14 protein-coding genes are annotated in these 18,935 nt (G+C 44.8%); 3 read left to right on the forward strand and 11 right to left on the reverse strand.

The window, feature by feature from the left end:
- The 6 genes from purU to ACJ751_RS29965 all read right to left on the reverse strand — a co-directional run.
- A partial coding sequence (gene purU / locus ACJ751_RS29940; RefSeq protein ID WP_407749219.1) for a formyltetrahydrofolate deformylase occupies nt 1-765 on the reverse strand: 765 nt, incomplete at its 3' end.
- A 148-nt stretch (nt 766-913) separates the two neighbouring features.
- The gene (locus ACJ751_RS29945) at nt 914-3,946 is read right to left on the reverse strand and encodes a TonB-dependent receptor (protein WP_407749220.1); all 3,033 of its coding nucleotides are present in this window, start codon (nt 3,944-3,946) and stop codon (nt 914-916) included.
- Complete coding sequence (locus tag ACJ751_RS29950) at nt 3,943-5,010, reverse strand: FecR family protein (RefSeq protein WP_407749221.1); 1,068 nt, start codon at nt 5,008-5,010, stop codon at nt 3,943-3,945. Before ACJ751_RS29950 ends, ACJ751_RS29945 begins: the two co-directional genes overlap by 4 nt.
- 97 nt (nt 5,011-5,107) lie before the next feature.
- Nucleotides 5,108-5,668: an RNA polymerase sigma factor gene (locus ACJ751_RS29955; protein WP_407749222.1), complete on the reverse strand. Its 561-nt coding sequence runs from the start codon at nt 5,666-5,668 to the stop codon at nt 5,108-5,110.
- Nucleotides 5,669-6,398: 730 nt separating this feature from the next.
- Nucleotides 6,399-6,740: a helix-turn-helix domain-containing protein gene (locus ACJ751_RS29960; protein WP_407749223.1), complete on the reverse strand. Its 342-nt coding sequence runs from the start codon at nt 6,738-6,740 to the stop codon at nt 6,399-6,401.
- Nucleotides 6,741-7,812: 1,072 nt separating this feature from the next.
- Complete coding sequence (locus tag ACJ751_RS29965) at nt 7,813-8,067, reverse strand: hypothetical protein (RefSeq protein ID WP_014218877.1); 255 nt, start codon at nt 8,065-8,067, stop codon at nt 7,813-7,815.
- Nucleotides 8,068-8,699: 632 nt separating this feature from the next.
- On the opposite strand from ACJ751_RS29965, the gene ACJ751_RS29970 reads away from it, so the two are divergent.
- Together ACJ751_RS29970 and ACJ751_RS29975 are read left to right on the forward strand one after the other, a co-directional pair.
- Complete coding sequence (locus ACJ751_RS29970; RefSeq protein ID WP_407749224.1) at nt 8,700-10,442, forward strand: GMC family oxidoreductase; 1,743 nt, start codon at nt 8,700-8,702, stop codon at nt 10,440-10,442.
- Between the two features lie 23 nt (nt 10,443-10,465).
- Entirely contained in the window at nt 10,466-11,167 is a 702-nt protein-coding gene (locus ACJ751_RS29975) for a gluconate 2-dehydrogenase subunit 3 family protein (RefSeq protein ID WP_407749225.1), read from the forward strand.
- Between the two features lie 91 nt (nt 11,168-11,258).
- Here the strand turns inward: ACJ751_RS29975 and ACJ751_RS29980 are convergent, their stop codons facing one another.
- The 5 genes from ACJ751_RS29980 to ACJ751_RS30000 form a co-directional block, all read right to left on the reverse strand.
- Entirely contained in the window at nt 11,259-14,054 is a 2,796-nt protein-coding gene (locus ACJ751_RS29980) for a PAS domain S-box protein (RefSeq protein ID WP_407749226.1), read from the reverse strand.
- A gap of 344 nt (nt 14,055-14,398) precedes the next feature.
- Nucleotides 14,399-16,534 (reverse strand): elongation factor G, encoded by a 2,136-nt coding sequence (locus ACJ751_RS29985; RefSeq protein WP_407749227.1) that lies wholly within the window; start codon nt 16,532-16,534, stop codon nt 14,399-14,401.
- A 253-nt stretch (nt 16,535-16,787) separates the two neighbouring features.
- Nucleotides 16,788-17,114, reverse strand: a complete 327-nt coding sequence (locus tag ACJ751_RS29990; protein ID WP_407749228.1) for a hypothetical protein — start codon at nt 17,112-17,114, stop codon at nt 16,788-16,790.
- 321 nt (nt 17,115-17,435) lie between these two features.
- The gene (locus ACJ751_RS29995) at nt 17,436-17,981 is read right to left on the reverse strand and encodes a hypothetical protein (protein WP_407749229.1); all 546 of its coding nucleotides are present in this window, start codon (nt 17,979-17,981) and stop codon (nt 17,436-17,438) included.
- Between the two features lie 15 nt (nt 17,982-17,996).
- A complete protein-coding gene (locus ACJ751_RS30000) occupies nt 17,997-18,239 on the reverse strand; it encodes a hypothetical protein (RefSeq protein WP_407749230.1) in 243 nt (80 codons plus the stop codon).
- Between the two features lie 102 nt (nt 18,240-18,341).
- Between ACJ751_RS30000 and ACJ751_RS30005 the strand changes: the two genes are divergently transcribed.
- Nucleotides 18,342-18,935: CHC2 zinc finger domain-containing protein (locus ACJ751_RS30005; protein ID WP_407749231.1), on the forward strand; the 594-nt coding region annotated here is incomplete at its 3' end.

Here is an 18,935-nt window from a genome sequence, read left to right on the forward strand (position 1 = left end):
CGCCTTCGCCAGTACCGCGGTCTCAATTTCTTTTCCCGCCTTCATCATATCAGCGGCCGTATGGGAATGCGTTACAGGAATGATCTGTTGCGCGATAATAGGCCCTTCATCGAGCTCGTTGGTAACAAAATGCGCAGTTGCCCCAATTAACTTCACCCCGCGCTCAAACGCCTGCCGGTAAGGATTGGCGCCTACAAAGGCCGGCAAAAAAGAATGATGTATATTGATGATGCTGCCGGTATACTTCGCCACAAAACCCGGTGATAAAATGCGCATGAACTTGGCCAGCACAATATAATCAGGTGAATACTTATCGATCAGACTGCTTACCTGCGCTTCAAAAGCCTCCTTATCTTTTTGCTCGTGCGATACCAGGTAAAAGGGAATATCAAACCGCTGACAGATATTCTGCAGGGTATCGTGGTTCCCGATTACGCACTGCACCTGGGCGCCCAGGGTTTTGAAATAATTACGGATAAGAATGTCGCCCAGGCAATGGTATTCTTTGGTCACCATCACCACTATTTTTTTCTCAGGTAAAGGGTTCACCGTTATCATCGCATCTGCCGGCAACACCTGGTTTAGCTTTTCTTCAAGCGCTTGCGAGTCGGTGTCCTGCTCTAAATGCACCCTGATAAAAAAACGGTTCTCGATCTTATCAACGTGTTCGCGCAGCGAAACAATGTTCAATTGTTCTTTTGCCAGCACGCCCGTAATGCCTGCCACTAATCCAACCTGGTCTTTACATTGAATAACAACGATCATACAAAAACTATAAGAAAGGCAAGTTAATCAATTATGGTAATAAAAAAGGTGGGTCGTCCGACAGCAAGCGAACGACCCACCCTGGATAGCATAAGCATCCATATCCCATAAATCTCAATCATTTCACCAATCCCCGGTTCAGACAGGTTTAAAAGTTCGCCGAAAGACTGATGTAATAATACCCGCCGTTCATTCCAAACTGGGTTGCGTTACGGCTGTATTGAAAACGTCCGTCGGAGGTATTGCCATAGTAAATGTTCGATTTGTCGCCATTACCATCCTGGAACCATTTTAGTTTATCTGGATATACATCAAATAAATTATTAGCACCAATCGTTACGCGCACCTGTGGCAGTATGCTGTAACTGATGCTGGCATCGGTTACAATTTTCGGGTCATAGGTTTCATCGAGCCGGGGATCTGCATTCCACGACGATACTTTACCAAAGCGGGTTGCCCGCGCCATCAGGCCTATTTTTTTATACTGGTAATTGGCCGACAGTGATACTTTATTTTTCGGGTTGGCCTTTTCTACGCGCGATTGTTCGGCCCGGTCAAAATAAAAGTAATTGCCTACTGAATCGGGCTTCGCGGGGATCTTTTCGGTGCCTTTTACTTTTTTAATCTTGGTTTCGTTGAAGTTAGCCGCCAGCGTGATGTCGAGGTTGCCTGTATTTAACTGCGGACTCACGGAAAAAATAATGTCAATGCCCTGGGTTTTTGTGTCTACGAAGTTGCTGAACGCCTGCACCACCTGCACATCGGTGCCAATACCCGCGTTGTTCAATACCTGGTCAACGATAGAAGTACCGGCTGCCGTTCTTTTAAATGGACCTGCCAGTAAAATGCGGTTCTTGATATCTATGCGATAGGCATCAATTGTAAGGGAGGTATTGCGGCCTGGTTTGGCAGTGATACCCAGACTGTAGTTAACCGATGTTTCTTCTTTCAGATCAGGAATACCCAGCGCTTTGGCAATAGGATCGCTGTTACGAACCGTTAACGTATTACTGGGCGACAGCGTTCCGTTTATCAACTGAAACTGGGTGCTGGTATTGTTAAAGAAATACTGGTGAATAGAAGGCGCTCTGAACCCATTGCTGATGGCGCCCCGGATAGATAATGCGTCGAGTAGCTTATACCGCAACGCCAGTTTACCGGCTAACGCATTACCAAAATCGCTGTAATGTTCGAAGCGGCCGGCAACGTCTACCAGGAACTTTTCGGTAATGTCCGATTCTACATCCACATAGCCGCTGAACACACTGCGGTTTTCATCTACTGCATTGGCTGGCTGATATCCCGGGTATACCTGGGCGCCGCCAGCTTTACCTCCATTGGGATCATAGTTCTTCCACGACTCTTCCTGTCCCGGTGTTATCTTGAACATGTCAATACGCATTTCTGCACCAAGGGCTACGTTAAACGACGGCAGATGAAGATGGGAACCAAAATCTTTTGAGAAGTCGACATTGGTAGTGCTTTGTTGAAAAGCCAGTTTGCCGCAATAAAAGGAAGTGGGTGAAGCAGTACCCATGCTGGCATTGTTTGAATTGGTTACATCAAACCGGAACTGGTTACCGCCATATGTGCTGCTTACATCCCAGTTCCAGGCGCTGGCGGTTTTACCTTTAATACCGGCCATAAGCGACCGGTCGTTGATCTCCGATTCAATATATGGCAGAAAACCACGGGGATAAAATTGCGCCACTACCTGCGAGGTTTGTTTCGGGTACCGGTAAAAGCCGGCTGCTTTTCCCTTGCGGTAACTGTACATACCCATTGCATAGAATTTACTCTTATTTGAAATGGGCACTTCCAGGTTGGCTTCGCCATATGCATTCAATTGTTTTGAATTTCCGATGAACATATTGTTCTTACGGTCCCAACCTCCGTTTTGCGCAATCAATGCCTCGTCCTGTGTAGCATTGGCCGTGTATACCGTGCCCAGGTAGTCACCGGCGCGGTTGGTGGGTTGGCGATGGCGTATTTCACCGGTAAGGTTCAGTACGCCGCCTTTTTTGCCCAACTTAAAACCTTCGTTTATGCCTAATTGCAAATTGGCGCCATCACCGGCATATTGCTGCCCGGCATGCGCAAAAACCTGGGTGCCGGTTTTCTTCTTCAATACTATGTTTATAACGCCGGCAATTGCGTCAGAACCGTATTGCGAGGCGGCGCCATCCCGCAATACTTCTATCCGGTCGATACTGCTGGTCGGAATGGCGTTCAGGTCGGTGCCCACAGACCCCTTACCTACTGTACCATTAATATTGACCAGGGCAGTGTTATAGCGGCGTTTGCCGTTCACCAGCACCAGCACCTGGTCGGGGCCCAAACCACGTAAGCTGGCCGGGTCAATATGATCGGTGCCATCGGCAATGGTTTGCCGGTTCGAAACAAAACTGGGTGCAGTGTACTGGATCTGTTGGGCAGGTTCTATTTGCCCTGTCCCAAGCAGGTCTTTGGAAGAAATAACATCAACCGGTACCGGCGATTCCACATTTGTTCTTGGCCGTAAGGAACGGGAACCTACTACTACAGTGGTTAATTCAGCCACTGCGTCTTCCAGGCTTATAGTCAACTCATGCTCGCTGCCTACTGTTATTTCCTGCGTTTTATAACCGATATTAGTAATAACAAGCACATCGCCTGCTTCAGCATTAATGGTAAAAACGCCATTGGCGTTAGTGGAGGTGCCGCCAGACTTGCCCCTTACAACAACGCTCACGCCCGATAAAGGCTCCCCTTTTGAACTGGTTATTTTACCGGTAATGGGAATGGCCGCTATTTCCGGCGTGCTATTATCCGTCTCTAGGCCGGCCTTAACTGAAAGCTGCCGTTTCAGGATCACTTTATCGCCTGCCACTTCATAGTCAAGATGCAGGTAGCTGGCCAGTTCATTCAATACCACCGATAATCTTTCCTTGGATTTACTGATGGTGACCAGGCGGTCGCTTTGTATTAGTTTCGAACTGAACACAAACGTCACCTTTGTTTGCTCCTCTATTCTAATCAATACATACTCCAGCTTTTTTTCTTTGATGTTCAGTGTTACTTCGCGGTCCAGTACATTTCGGGTACCAACAGGTGCTGCATACAGGGTAACGGCAAAAAGCGCCGCCAACAGCAACTGTCCGGCGAAATACTTTATTACATTGATTAGGATGGCTTTTCTCATTTGTCATGTATTTTGGTTAAACGGTTAATTTTTTCACAATTACTGCCGGTGACGATCACCTGTCCGTCAGCCTGTTCATAGGTAGCTTCAATAGCCTTACAAACGAGGCTGATGCGTTCAAAAAAACTTTCATTGGTAAAGGCGCCGGTGAATGAACATTGGCTCATCAACTCTTCATCAAAAATAATGGGTATGCCATATGATCTTTGAAGCATCATCAGCACCTCAGATGCCGGGGTATCGGTAAAAACAAATTGTTTGCTGTCCGTATTATCAGCCGTATTGATCACCTGCGGTTGTATAGTGACAGACCTGGTAAAGCTGGCCAGTTGCCGGTTGAACAATATCTGCTGATTGGGCGTAATAATAGTAGCATTGGCTTTGGCCAGTTCCTGCTCGGTTGCTCCATTCTTTCGTTTATATACTGTTACTTTTCCCGTATGCACCATCACCTGGATGGTATCGTCGTGTGAAAATGCCCGTACATCAAAGCTGGTGCCCAACACTTTTGTTACCAGTTCGTTGGTGTATACATAAAATGGCCGGGTAGCATCTTTAGCCACCTGAAAAAAAGCTTCCCCTTCCAGGTACACTTCCCGTTTATTGGCGCCGAAATGCTGTGCATAGGCAATCTTTGAGGCAGGTTTCAATAATATATAACTGCCATCTTCCAGGTCTATTCGTTGAGGGGTAGTAGTGGCATTAACACTTTCTGATAACTTGTTTTGTCTTCGGCTTATTTCATAGGAAAATGTTTTGGCAGAATGGAAGAATACCAGCCAGCCGCTGATTACCAGGCCAATAATAACCGCTGCAGCAGCGAAATAATACAGGCGTTTCCTTTTTATAGAACGATATACAGTAAAAGGCCCCGACAGGTTGCCTGCTTTTTCAATATGCGCCCACATTTCTTGCTCTATGTTATCCAGTTCACTTTGCTTAAGGGCCGGTAGCTTATTATTATATAACAACTCATACCAATGATCGATCAAAGCCTTTTCTTCTGCAGTGGCAGTGTTATTACTATAACGTATTAACAATTCCCTGAATGCTGTGCGATCCATCGAGATTAGGTTTATGCGGTTTATTGAACCGTTTTGTTATAGACAGGCAAGTTGAGAGATCCCCTAAAGGCAATTAGAAAAAATTGGGGTTGTTCTGCTACCATGCGATATCAAGATAATCTTTCAGGTACAGCCGCATGATCTTGAGCGATTGGGTAATATGGTATTCAACGGCTTTTTCAGAAATGTTCAGGCTGGCCGCTATTTCACGAATAGATAAATGATCGAAGCGGCTAAGGCGAAAAACCTGTCTTGTTTTCTCCGGAAGCGCTGCAATGGCTTTTTCTATCGCTTGGGATAATTCGTGAAATGTAAGGGTAGATTCGGTGTCCTGGCAAGTAGCTGAGCTGGTGTGTACAACATGCTGCAGATATTTTTTATGCACCATGGTTGCTTCCACATAATTAATGACACTGTTTTTGATGGCGGTTTGTAAATAGCCTTGCAGATGAGTGATGTGAATGGAATGACGTTTTTCCCAAATGCGTAGAAAGATAGTTTGCACCAGTTCTTTGGCGGTTTCCCTGCTTGACAGGCGGTGATAAGCTGCTTCAAAAATGAGTTTCCAGTAGCGCGAATAGATCTCCTTAAAAGCCTGCTCATCGTTGGCTTTTAACAATTGCAGCAGTATCTCATCAGTTAGTACCCGTAGGTCCATAGCTGACTAAAGTTAATAAAATTATTGGGCGAAACCTGAAGTGATCGCATTTACGTTCAGAATGCTTACCTATAGTGCCCTTACTGGACAGAAAAGGCAGTACAAGCAAGCCACTGTTAAAAACCTTCTATAATAGATCAAGAAAGGCCAATTAGAAATTGAAACCAATATGTAAAATGAATCCGGGAGCCGGCTATGCCGGGGTTATATCCTGGTCATTGGGGTGAAAGCCGGGAGCGACTCGTCATTCATCCCAGCATTCATGAACGGGTGTTATCTGCTGACCCTCCAAAATATCTTTCACCACAGTCATAAACGCTTCCGGCTACCCGGATCATCATTCTATAGCCAAATGTTGTTCAGCACTCATCAGCAATAGTAGTGCGGTACTTTTGGCCGCTTAGCTTGGTTTCGGGTCTGGTGCCTGCACAACTAAGGCAGGCAGCTTTGAGGGCTTTATTCACGAGCTTCCAAGAAAATAAGTTTTTGTGCCGCAGCTACTTCTTGCTGAATATGTATGTATTGAAAACCGTCCTTGTCAAATATCTACATGCAATATACGAAGTTTCATTTCTTGTATTTGCATTATTTAAATTATTTTATTTCACGAAATAACATGTGCCATACTGTTATAGTTATATAAAGAACCGGATGGCCATAATGCATGGCAATACCCCTCTGTCAAAGTGGTGTTCACTTCGTGTGTTAAAGTCATATCGTCATTGTTGTTTTATCCATGCTGCCCGTTCCGCCATTCGGTGGGCGATTTACTATATATTTTTTTAAACATGGTACTGAAACTTCCCATGCTTTTGTATCCTACCAGTATTGATATTTCTTTTACACTTTTCTCGGTTTGTTCCAGCAACTCCTTGGCTTTTTCCATTCGCAACAGGATCCGGTAATCATCGATGCTAACCCCAAACAGCTGTTTAAATCCAAATTGCAATTTGGTACGGTTGAGTTGTGTTTGTTGACTTAGATCATTAATGGTGATATGATAACGCCTGTTTTTTGTTAATAGATCTTTTGCGAGCCTGATCCTTTCAATGTCCTCTTTTTTCAATTTCATAAGAAAAGGTTTATAGCAAATAACAAAAGTAGCTGACCCTAATCCCTTACCTACAGCTCACATAAATAAAGCGCTTGCTTCAGCAGGTGGTACGTGACTTGCTAAAACATGGGTTACTGAATTGCTATTAAACAATAATTAACTGTATGGCATCTACTGTATTCCGGTAGATCCATGGTTGAAACGTGGGAGTTGTTGCTATCCGTTTTATTGCGTGTTCATCGAGACGGGCTATCTGCTATCGATCATTTTTGTTGCCGGGTCACCTTCGTGATGAAAGGAACCACTCGGGCACATATTCAGTACTCCGTTTACACACATGGTGCCGGCTGAACGGGTTCGCTGGTTGGTAAACTGCGTTCAGGCGATGTAAACTGACCAATTGTTTTGAGATCTTTTTCCTGTACGGATTTACTCGATCTGAAAAATAGGTGAAGGCACACCAAAGATGCCCGTAGGCATATGAGATAAGTAAAAGAGATAAAAAGATAAGAAGTGGCGTAAATAATAGAATCCTGTCCATCAGATAAGGTTTGTTGCATCGGCTACATTGCTCGTCTCACCATTTCTTTCTCACTTCGCTGATTAGTGTTGCCAAAACAAAAATAGGAAGTCTTTTTGAATGTTGATTTTGAAAAATGACTTTTTAGACACGCTTAGTGACTAACATACAGGTTAACCATTAAGGATAGATCGGTGCCGCCTGCACGATTACCGCATTATAAATTATTCCTTAAGAAATTATCATTTATGGGTTTCTGTTATATATCGGGAAAATAAATATTAACAATTGCTAAAGGGGACTAAGTAAGTTGATCAGTTAACGAGTTAACGAGTTAACAAGTTGACAAGTTAACGAGGAAGAAGAAGGTTTGGAGAGAAAAAGGGTGAGGTTGAGGGTTGATAGAGTTGATAAGTTAATAAGTTGACATGTTAACAGGTTAAGATTAATCTCGAGGTTGCAAAACTCCCCCTCCACCGGAGGGGGACGGGGGGAGGCCGGAAGGGCTTTAAGCAAAAAAAAAAGTCGCTCCGGTGAAGAAGCGACTTGCTGTGATTATTTTAAAACTAATTAATTCTGGATCGGTCGAAAATAGAAACCCTCTTCATTTAAAATATGAGAAGCGGGTACAAAACTCATTAATGACTGGCGTACCATATCTTCTGCTGCCATTTGATAACGTGTCCCTACTTCTGGATTCTTGACGGCAAATTTCCAACTCTGAATCTTAAGAAGGGCAATCTTGCTGGCATGCGCAATATGATATTCCAATATCATGAATTTCTCGGCCAGGTAATCCGTTTCATTTTGGATGTATGGGGTCATAGGGATATGTGATTATAGGTTTTTTCAGAATAATTGGACATCTGTTTAACGAATTTATGTATGTAAAATTGCGGGAATAAAGTATAAATTCTTCAGCCCATTAACCAATTTTTTAATAAATAAGGGTTTATCTATACGTACTGCTACAAATATTTGAAATAAAAAAGCCATTCTTTGAATATTATTCAATATAGTATGGTCTTTGGTATATAATATTCAAAAATACCCGACTTTAAACGTATGGATTACATTAATCGGGGTAATTAGGTAAATACCATTGTTTTAAAAATTACATGGTTCAGGAACAAGGCACAAACCCTGGAATTCACCTCGAAAACAATCAGGCATTCCGAGTTTTGAGTCATTGAACCTTGAACCTTATACCTCGCGCCTTTATTTCAAACCCCTGCAACAACAGATTGCAGGAATTTGCGTGCCTCTTTGTTGCCTTGCCGCGTCACTGCCTTTGCCTTTTGCCCTTTGCCCTTTGCCAATAATGGTTTATTTGCACAGGCTGCTACTATTTCAACCACATATAAAAAAGCGATTGCAAATAATTGGTCAGGATTGCTAAACCTTTACATTTATGCTCTAAACCAACCATTCTTCATTTATAAAACTTACTTACTCTTATGGGGGATCTTCAGGTGAAAAAAAATGCCAGGCAATATGATGTCATCATCGTAGGCTCGGGCGCCGGTGGCGGCATGGCTGCTTACGTGTTGTCTCATGCCGGGTTGAAAGTTTGTTTGATTGAAGCCGGACCAATGTATGATCCAAGAAAAAATGTAACTCAGTTTAAAAATCCGTGGGAATCACCCCGTCGTGGCGCCAGCACCAAATTCAGACCTTTTGGTGATTTTGACGCCTGCTACTGGGGTTGGGAAATTGATGGTGAACCTTATACTCATGCCGACAATACCAAATGGGAATGGTGGCGCGCCCGCATGATCGGCGGCCGTACCAATCACTGGGGTCGTATCTCCCTCCGCTTCGGCCCCAAAGATTTTAAACGGCACAGCATAGATGGAATGGGTGACGACTGGCCAATTGGTTATGACGATGTAAAACCTTATTACGATAAAGTTGACAAGCTCATTGGTGTATTTGGCAGCAATGAAGGCCTGGAAAATGACCCTGATGGTATTTTTCTGCCCCCGCCCAAACCCCGTTTGCATGAACTGATGATAAAAAAAGCGGCCACTGGTATGGGCATTCCGGTGATCCCCTCCCGGCTTTCGATCCTTACTAAAAAGATCAATGATTCGCGCGGCGAGTGTATTTTTTGCGGACAGTGTAACCGGGCCTGCTCAGTTGCATATGCCGACTTCTCTTCTTCCTCGGTTTTAGTAAAACCTGCTCTCGAGACCGGTAACGTAGATGTGATCACCAACGCCATGGCGCGTGAAGTGCTCACCAATACTGAAGGACTCGCCACAGGTGTATCATATGTAAACAAGACCGATCTGCAGGAATACCAGGTGATGGGCCGTACGGTGATCCTGGCAGCCAGCGCCTGCGAATCGGCCCGTTTGCTGCTGAACTCAAGATCGGCCCGCTATCCCAATGGACTGGCCAACAGCAGTGACGTGGTGGGTAAATACCTGCACGATTCAACCGGTGCTGATATGGGCGGGGTATTACCCGAACTGTTCGATCGCAAACGCTATAATGAAGATGGTGTGGGCGGCGCGCACATTTATACACCATGGTGGGGTGATAATAAAAAACTCGATTTCCCCCGCGGTTATCATATTGAATATTGGGGTGGTTTTGGCCAGCCCGCTTATGGTTTTGGTAACAGTGTTCAGGCTCTGAATGGCAGGTTCGAGGTAAAAGGACATCAAAAAGAACCTGGTGGCTATGGTAAATCGTTGAAAGAAGATATGCGTTACTTCTATGGCGCCCGGGTGGGTATGGCCGGCCGTGGTGAAGCCCTTGCCGTAAAAAGCAATTATTGCGAAATTGATCCCAAAGTGGTTGATAAATATGGTATTCCTGTGTTACGCTTCAATGTAAAACCACACGAATACGATATTAAACAGGCCAAACACATGAAGGAAACCTTTAAAGAGATCTTTCATAACATGGGCGCTATTATTACTTATGGTGATGATGGTACCGCTGAGAACAATTATGGGTTGCATGCGCCCGGTAATATCATTCACGAAGCCGGTACGGTACGGATGGGTAGCGATCCCAAAGAATCGGTGTTGAACAAATACAACCAGGCCCATGATTGTAAAAACCTGTTTTGTGTAGATGGCGGCCCGTTTGTTTCTCAGGCTGATAAAAACATCACCTGGACCATTCTCGCGCTTTCCATGCGTGCATCGGAATATATCATTGATGAAATGAAAAAGCGTAACCTGTAACCACGAACCAAAAACTCAAAAAAATGGACAGAAGAAAATCCTTAAAAGCTATAGCAGTAAGTACCCTGTCGGCCGGTGTGTTGCTGGATGCCTGCAAAACCGATAATAAAAAAGAGCCTGTTAAAGTAACCGAGCCTTCCGGCGAATTTACCCTAGACCGTGCCGAGGAAGAAAAAGAGCGGGAAAAGGAAATAACGTCAAAGACCTTTTTTACTTCGCATGAAATGGCTACCATCACGGTGCTGGCCGACATCATCATTCCAAAAGATGAAATAAGCGGCAGCGCCTCAGACGCCAAAGTGCCTGATTTTATTGAATACATCGTAAAAGACAAACCCGAAAACCAAACGCCCATGCGGGGTGGTTTACGCTGGTTAGATGTACAAAGCCTGAAGCGTTTCAATAAACCGTTTATTGAATGCGACCCTACCCAGCAAATAAATATTGTTGATGATATTGCTTACCCCCAAATTGTTTATAAAGAAAATGGGAAAGATATAACCAGGGGCAAACAAATGAAACCTGATATGGGTCCGGGCATTGCCTTCTTTAGTCTCATGCGCGATCTAACCACTTCCGGTTTTTATACCAGCGAAATTGGCGTGAAAGACGTTGGCTATGCCGGTAATACGCCTAATAAATGGAATGGCGTTCCCGATGAGGTGTTGAAACAATATGGATTAGCTTATAGTGAGAAAGAGATGAAGGAATGCGCCAAATATTGACGTAAGAAGTAGGAAGTAAGAAATAAGAAAAGTCCGCAAGTAGTGTTACCTTACTATTTGCGGACTTTGTATTTCAACTTAAAACTTTCAACTATTTGGCTGGTATGAAAAAGTAAAACGTAGCGCCCTCTCCTGCTCCACTTTCGGCCCGCATAAAACCATGATGGTTCTCAACAATCTTTTTACAAATTGCCAGGCCAATGCCGGAGCCGCTGTATTCATTGCGGCCATGCAGCCGCTGAAACAGGTCAAATATTTTCTCGGCATACTCCTGCTCAAACCCAATCCCGTTGTCTGCTATTTTAAAGCGGAAATAATCCTTGCCCGGGATGGCGGCCTTTTCATTCAGGTCTCTCGCTTTTACATAAGCCGCGGTAATTTCAATAACGGGCGTTACATCCTCGCGTGAATATTTCAGCGAATTGCTGATCAAATTCGATAACAGCTGTCTGAACTGAAAGGGAATAATAGTCACGGTAGGCAGGTGTGACGAAATGATCTCCGCCTTTTTTTCTTCAATCCGGTGCGCCAGTTCTTTTTTCACTTCATCGAGCAGCATATTCAGATCGGTCAATTCAAAATTCTTACGGGCAGTAGTGGTGCGTGAGAACTCCAGTAAGGAGTCAATAAGGTTTTGCATGCGTACTGCTGCTTTCACCATCCGGTTGAAGTAATCCTTGCTGGTATCGCTTAAACTGGCCACATCGCGGGCCTGTATCAGGTTGCCAAAAGCCTGTATTTTTCGTAAAGGCTCCTGCAGGTCATGGCTGGCCACATAACTGAACGATGACAATTCGCTGTTGCTGCGTTCCAGCTCCCGGTTCTTCTGTTCCAGTTGCTCGGCATACATTTTCAACTGGTCTTCGGTAAGCTTTTGCTTGGTAAGATCGCGGGTTACTTTTGAAAAACCGATGATGTCGTTTTTGTCATTGTGCAGGGCGGTGAGCACCGAATACGCCCAGAAGGTGGATCCATCCTTGCGTACCCGCAACCCTTCAAAGGTTGATTTTCCGTTCAGTGTCGCCTCCTCTATCAGTTTTTCCGCCAGGCCGTGCTGCTGATCGGCATGGGTATAAAAAAGCCGGAAGTGCAGGCCGATGATCTCATCGGCAGTATACCCTTTTATTTTTTCCGCCCCTTTATTCCAGTTTTCAATATAGCCATCCTTGCTCAGCAGAATTATGGAATAATCTTCCACCTCGTTGGTCATGCGCAAATAACGATCTTCACTCTGGCGCAGCTCTTCATGGCGCAGTTCCAGCTGCTGGTTTATCTCCTTTAATTCGCGGGTAGTTTCTTCCAGGGCTTTGTTCTTGTGCGAAATTTCATGCGTTCTTTCAGCCACCCGGTTCTCCAGCTCCAGGTGAATGTTCTTTACATCATCAATATCGGTACAGGTGCCAAACCATTTAATGATCTGGCCATTATCGTTTTTGATGGGACGGGCCCGCACCAGGAACCACCGGTAAACCGGTACGGGATATTTTACCCGGAAACGGAATTCAATTTCTAACGACTCCCCGGTACGCACTACCTCATGCCATGATTCCAGACACCGGGCCTGATCATCGGGGTGAACATGTACAATAAAGCTCTCGTCGCCAAATTGGTTTTCCTCACCGATCAGTAAGTACCATTGCTTGTTATAGTAATCTACATAACCATCGGAATTAGCCGTCCATACGATCTGAGGCATGGAATCGGCCAGCTGCCGGACCCTTTTTTCACTTTCACGAACGGCATCTTCGGCCAGTTTACGGTTGTCGATATCCACGACCGAACCGATGAACCCTTCGAAAACGCCTTTTTTATCAAACATGGGCGAACCGGAATCGAGTATCCAGCGATAAGTTCCATCGGCGCTCCTGATGCGGTATTCGAAGTTAAAAGGCGCCTGGTGGGTATTGGCGTCTTCAAAACAACTTGTCATTAATTGAACATCATCCGGATGCACTACCGAAAGCCAGCCATCGCCCAGGGTTTTTTCGGGCGGTTGCCCGGTATAGTCGTACCATTTCTGGTTTACATACGTGCAATAGCCATCAGGACGGGTGATCCACAGCATAACAGGAACCGCATCGGCCAGGCGGCGGAAATAGTGTTCGCTGTTTTCCATGCGTTTTCTTTCCAGGATAATATCGGTCACTTCACGGCCTACCACCATCACGCCGCTACAGGTGCCATCTGACTCCGGCAATGGGTAAAACAGCACATTGAAATAGGCCATTACCTGAGCGCCATTGCGTTCAAAGCGCAAAGGCATGCCGTTCTGGATAAGCGGCTTACCGGTTTCTACAACCTGGCTGATCATTTCCTCGATCTTTTGGTCCTTTAGGTCCGGATTCACCTCAAATAGCGAGCGGCCGGTAATGTCATTCACTTCTTTACTGGCGATCTGTAAAAATGAGTTATTGGCCAGTTCAATACGGTAATCAGGCATCCGCAGGGTTAAAATGCCAATAGGTAACTGCAATAAAATATCGTAGATCTTTTTTTGAGCGGCCTGCTGTATGGCAATGTTTTCAGTGGCCGTAACCAGCATGCCGCCTGTTTTACCGGTTTCCAGCGGAATGGGAATGCAGGAAAATGTATAACTGACCGGTTCGGAATACCCAAACCGGTTGATGAAAAGCTGCATATCGGGAATGGTTACTGAGCGGCCCTGCATCACCTGGTCAAAGGCGGGCCCCAGTTTGCTCCAGTTTCTGGCAAAAACTGTCTGCAGCGATAGTCCCATCGCCTCAGTTGGCGACAAGCCAATAAGCGGTTTACATGCGTCGTTATAGTACAAGGTCCCTGATGGTCCCCAGGCAATGAACATGGGAACATGTGATTGGCTTACAATGTTGAATACGAATTCTTTTTTATCCAGGGCTTTCACCTCCATACAAAACATATGATTTGAACACTTGTTGCGTCGGTTGAAAGTAAATGATATTCGCGAATTGGAATAAAATTTTTATGCGAGCGTCCATCGCTTACCCGGTATTAAAAAAAAATAGCCACCCGTAGGTAGCTATTTATATGCTAGGGCCAGTTGGTTCTGTGGAATCGTGAAACATGAAACGGCAAACGTGAAATGGTTCCCGACAATTCGGATTGCCGTGTTAACCTGTCAACTCGTCAACTTATTAACTCTATGTTCTTTCCCCTTTATCACCCTATCAACGCTATCAACCCGCCTACCTGGTCAACTCGTCAACTGGTTAACTGGTTAACTTTTTTTCAACTCTACACCAATTCCTCCTTCGCCGTCTTCGAGTAATCATCTATCAGCCGGCGTTGTTCATCGAACGGCATCGGAACATAGTCAAAAAACTTCATGGTGAACTTGGCGCGCCCCTGCGTAATGGAACGAAGTGAGGAGGAGTACCCATCCATTTCGGCCAGCGGCACCTTGGCGATCACCTTCTGGAAATGCCCCTGGGTATCTATGCCCTCCACCACGGCGCGGCGGCTTTGCAGGTCGCCCATCACGGCGCCGGTAAGGTCATCGGGACACAACACGTCAATCTGGTACACGGGTTCCAGTATCTGCGGGTCAGCCTGCTGGAAAGCCTGTTTAAAGGCCATTAAACCCGCTATCTTGAAAGATATGTCATTACTGTCCACCGGGTGCATTTTACCATCATAAACCGATACCCGCACGTCACGTACATACGACCCGGTTAACGGGCCGGTTTGCATTTTTTCCATAACACCTTTTAAAATGGATGGTTGAAAGCGATTGTCGATCGCCCCGCCCACAATACAGTTATAAAAAACGAGTTTACCGCCCCAGTCCAGATCATGTACATCCCGGCCGCGAACGTTCAACCCGTTGGGGTCGGGCATGCCTTCATACCAGGGTTCTATGCGTAAGAACACTTCTCCGAACTGACCAGAGCCCCCACTCTGCTTTTTGTGCCGGTAATTGGCTTCGGCCATCCGGCGAATGGTTTCGCGGTAAGGGATGCGGGGTTTGATGAATTTTACGTCAACTTTATGCAGATGCTCTATTTTCCATTTGGCCACTGCCAGATGCATATCGCCCTGGCAATGGATGAGCGTTTGTTTCAGTTCCTGGGAAACCTCCACAATAAGCGTGGGGTCTTCTTCCCGTAGCTGGTGCAATGCCTGTGACAGTTTTTCTTCTTCCCCTTTTTTCAGGGTTTCAATGGCCACCGTCATATTGGGGGGTGGAAACTCAATGGGATTCAGTTCGTAATTTTTCCCTTTTGTGTGCAGGGTGTTATTAACGTGGGTGTTCCTTAATTTCAGGGTGGCGCCAATATCCCCTGCTACCAGTTCGGTGATATTGGTGCGTTTATTTCCTTCTACCAGGAATAACTGGTTTATTTTTTCAGTGACGCCGGTCGATTCGTTTTCCAGCTCCATACCACTTTGCACCGCACCTGAATATACTTTGAAGAAAGACAGATCGCCTACATGCGGCTCGCTGATGGTTTTAAAAACAAAGATGCAGGCCGGACCGCTGGCTTCGCAAGGCAACGATTTTCCACCTTGCGTGGTCTGGGGCGGCATTTCATTGGCGCTGGGGCAAACATTATCAATAAAGCCCATCAGCCGGCCACTGCCCATATTCCGTTCTGCCGACAGGCAGAATAAGGGAAACAGGTCGTGGTTGATCATTGCCTTTTTCAGGCCGTTCTTCATTTCGTCTTCATCCAGCTCGCCCTTGTCGAAATATTTTTCCATCAGGGATTCGTCGTTACTGGCCACCGCCTCTATCAGTTCTTTGTGCAGCTCATCGGCGCGGGCGCGCTCTTCATCGGGGATGGGCAGTTTCTCGGGTTTACCTCCCGTGTCTTTAAATTTATACATCGTCATGCGAAGCACATCGATGATCTCGTGAAAGCCCGCTCCCTGTTGCCTGGGGTATTGCACCACGGCCACTTTACTGCCAAAATGGGCTTTTGCTTCGCGAACGGTCCTGTCAAAATCAGCGTTGTCCTCGTCGAGTTTATTAACGGCGAAGATCATGGGCGTTTTAAACTGTTCGGTATAATCCCAAATAACGTCGGTGCCAACTTCAACACCCATTATGGCATTGAGTAACATTACTCCGGTATCGGCCACGCGCAGGGCCGATATCACTTCACCCACAAAATCGTCGTAACCGGGGGTATCAATAATGTTGATCTTGTAACCCCGCCATTTGGTATGCATTAATTTGGAGAAGATGGAATTACCACGTTCCTGTTCCAGCTCATGGTAATCGCCGATGGTGTTTTTTTCGGCAATGGTGCCGCGGCGGGTAATAAGGCCTGCTTCATATAGCATGCACTCCGCCAATGTGGTCTTGCCGCAGCCGGCATGGCCAAGCAAGACTACATTTTTTACATGTGAGGTATCAAATTCAGCCATAGCAAACAATTTTTTAAAATGAAGAATAGTAGTTTTAAAAAGGTATGGATGCTGTCCTTAAACTCGGCTCAGGACTTTTCGGCTGTATTAGGGGAAGAAATAATTGGTGTTAAAGGGTATGAAGTAAGAAGTATGAGGTAAGAATTTCGCGAACTTTTTTCCTACCTCTTACTTCCTGCTTCGGCTTCTTATAATATTTTAAAGCCTGCTATAAGTGCATAAGCAGCTGTTTATAGCACGGGCTATACTTTATTTATCCTATATGATTCGCGAAGTGCGAAAATTCCTCTTTTACTTCCGTCAGAGTATTCTCCAGTTGCTGATAATCGTTGAAAAGTCGTTCGTGATCGATGGATGCGTCTTCGGCCAGGTTCACATTATTGGGTTCAGCCATTTCGTCGTTGAGCTTACGGTGGTGGAGTTTGATGGCTTGCTTGAGGTCGTGAATGTTAATGAGCTGAATGTGGAACTGATTGTCGAGGTGTTCAATCTCCAGGAGTACGTCTCTGTTTGTTTGGTGTCCGGCAAGGTCCTGGAGACGGTTTTTAAGTTGACCGAATTCATCTCGGTAAGAACGCAATGTCTCCCGCCAGGCATTGCATTCTCTTGACAGCTGTGCGATTTCTGTAGTTACCATGGGAGAAAATTTATAAATGAAGAAATATAAAGAGCTTCTTAAGTTGGAAGTAAGGCTTAATGTGGTGCGCTGTAAGTAGTTAATCTAATTTAAGAAACATTTGCGGGAAAAACAGGAGAAAAGACAATTAAAATTATAAACCAATAGTTAACAGGCAATGGTATGATTGTATACCGTTGTTGTAACTGTAATCCTGTAGAAGAAATACAAAAAAGTGTAAGTCAAATAGTTGCTTATAGCAAGCAATTATATATGGGGAAATATTTAAGATTGGCAGGAGATGCCTTTATCTTTTTCGAATTGGGCAATTTTTTCAAGGGCGTACAGCTCTTGTTTGTATTTATTAATGCCTGATTTAATGAAGAACATAGCCAGCACTTTTAAAAGAAAAATAAAGAACCGGAACCTGAGTAAAGGAATTGCTTTTAGTGCTGTAAACAGGCTCTCTCTTACTTTTTCTTTGTACTGGAGGGGGATATTTACCGCGTTATTTGAATTGGCAGTTATTGTTTCGGAAGAAAAGAGGATTTTTGAATAGATACCCAGTACTGATTTAAATGTAAAAAGCCGGGGCCCAAATGCATCGAGGTTGGTTATAATTGCATTTAACCTAAGTAAAAATAAGTGATGTTCTTTTGTTTCATCAAATGAATACCCGTTGTTAACATTATCAGAAAGAGATAAAATAGCCTCGCAGCGTAATTCACGAAATTTATGTAGGGATTGACCGATGTAATAAACCCTGATAAAAAAGAGATATTGATAAACCAGAACTGCACATAATACTACTGTTGGAATGATAATGAACAACATAGAATAAATGATTTATTTTTCTTTCCTTGGGTAGCCGATATCTTTATCAATTTTATATAAATACCTGTCAGTAATTTTTTGTTCCCTGTCAACCAATCTTTTTATTTCTTCATTTTTCGCTTTGAGCACTCTATTGAACCATACAAATTGTAACACCACTATTGCTATGATGATCGAAAGTACTAACCCTATATAAGGCCCGTAATAATGGATCATTTCGGAAAAGGTAGGCAACCGTGCTCTCAATTCTTCCATATCCAAATATACACATATATTATAATGCGTTCTTTCCCCTCCCCCATTTCTTGTCCAATATCAATTCTTCCCAATAATTAAGTTAACCCTAAATTTGCTTCAATGATCAGTCCTCAAACTATACAACAGATCCTTAGCCGGATAGATATTATTGAAATAGTAGGCAGCTTCATAAAGTTAAAAAAACGTGGAGCTAACTATCTGGGGCTTTGTCCGTTCCATGGCGAAAAATCGCCTTCCTTTACCGTTTCCCCGGCCAAGGAAATTTATAAGTGTTTTGGTTGCGGCCGCAGCGGCAATACCATCAGCTTCATTATGGAACATGAGAAATATTCTTATGTGGAAGCGTTGCGCTGGCTCGCCGCCAAATACAATGTCGAGATTGAAGAAACGGCCATGAGCCCCGAAAGGCTGCAGCAACAACAAGCGGCCGACAGCTTATACATCCTGAATGGTTTTGCTCAAAAATATTTCTCCGGCAACCTGTTCGAAAGCGAGGAAGGACAGGCAATCGGCCTCAGCTATTTAAAAGAACGTGGCTTTCGCGAAGAGATCATGACGCGCTTTCAACTGGGATATTGCCTGGCCACCCGCGACTCCTTTGCACAAACAGCCCTGGCGGCGCATTACAGCCTCGAGTATTTGCAAAAAAGCGGACTGGTAGTGGTACGGGATGATAAACCGTTTGATAATTAC

Origin of the sequence: Niastella sp. (genome assembly GCF_045805085.1) — a bacterium.
In the GTDB taxonomy this organism is placed as follows: domain Bacteria; phylum Bacteroidota; class Bacteroidia; order Chitinophagales; family Chitinophagaceae; genus Niastella.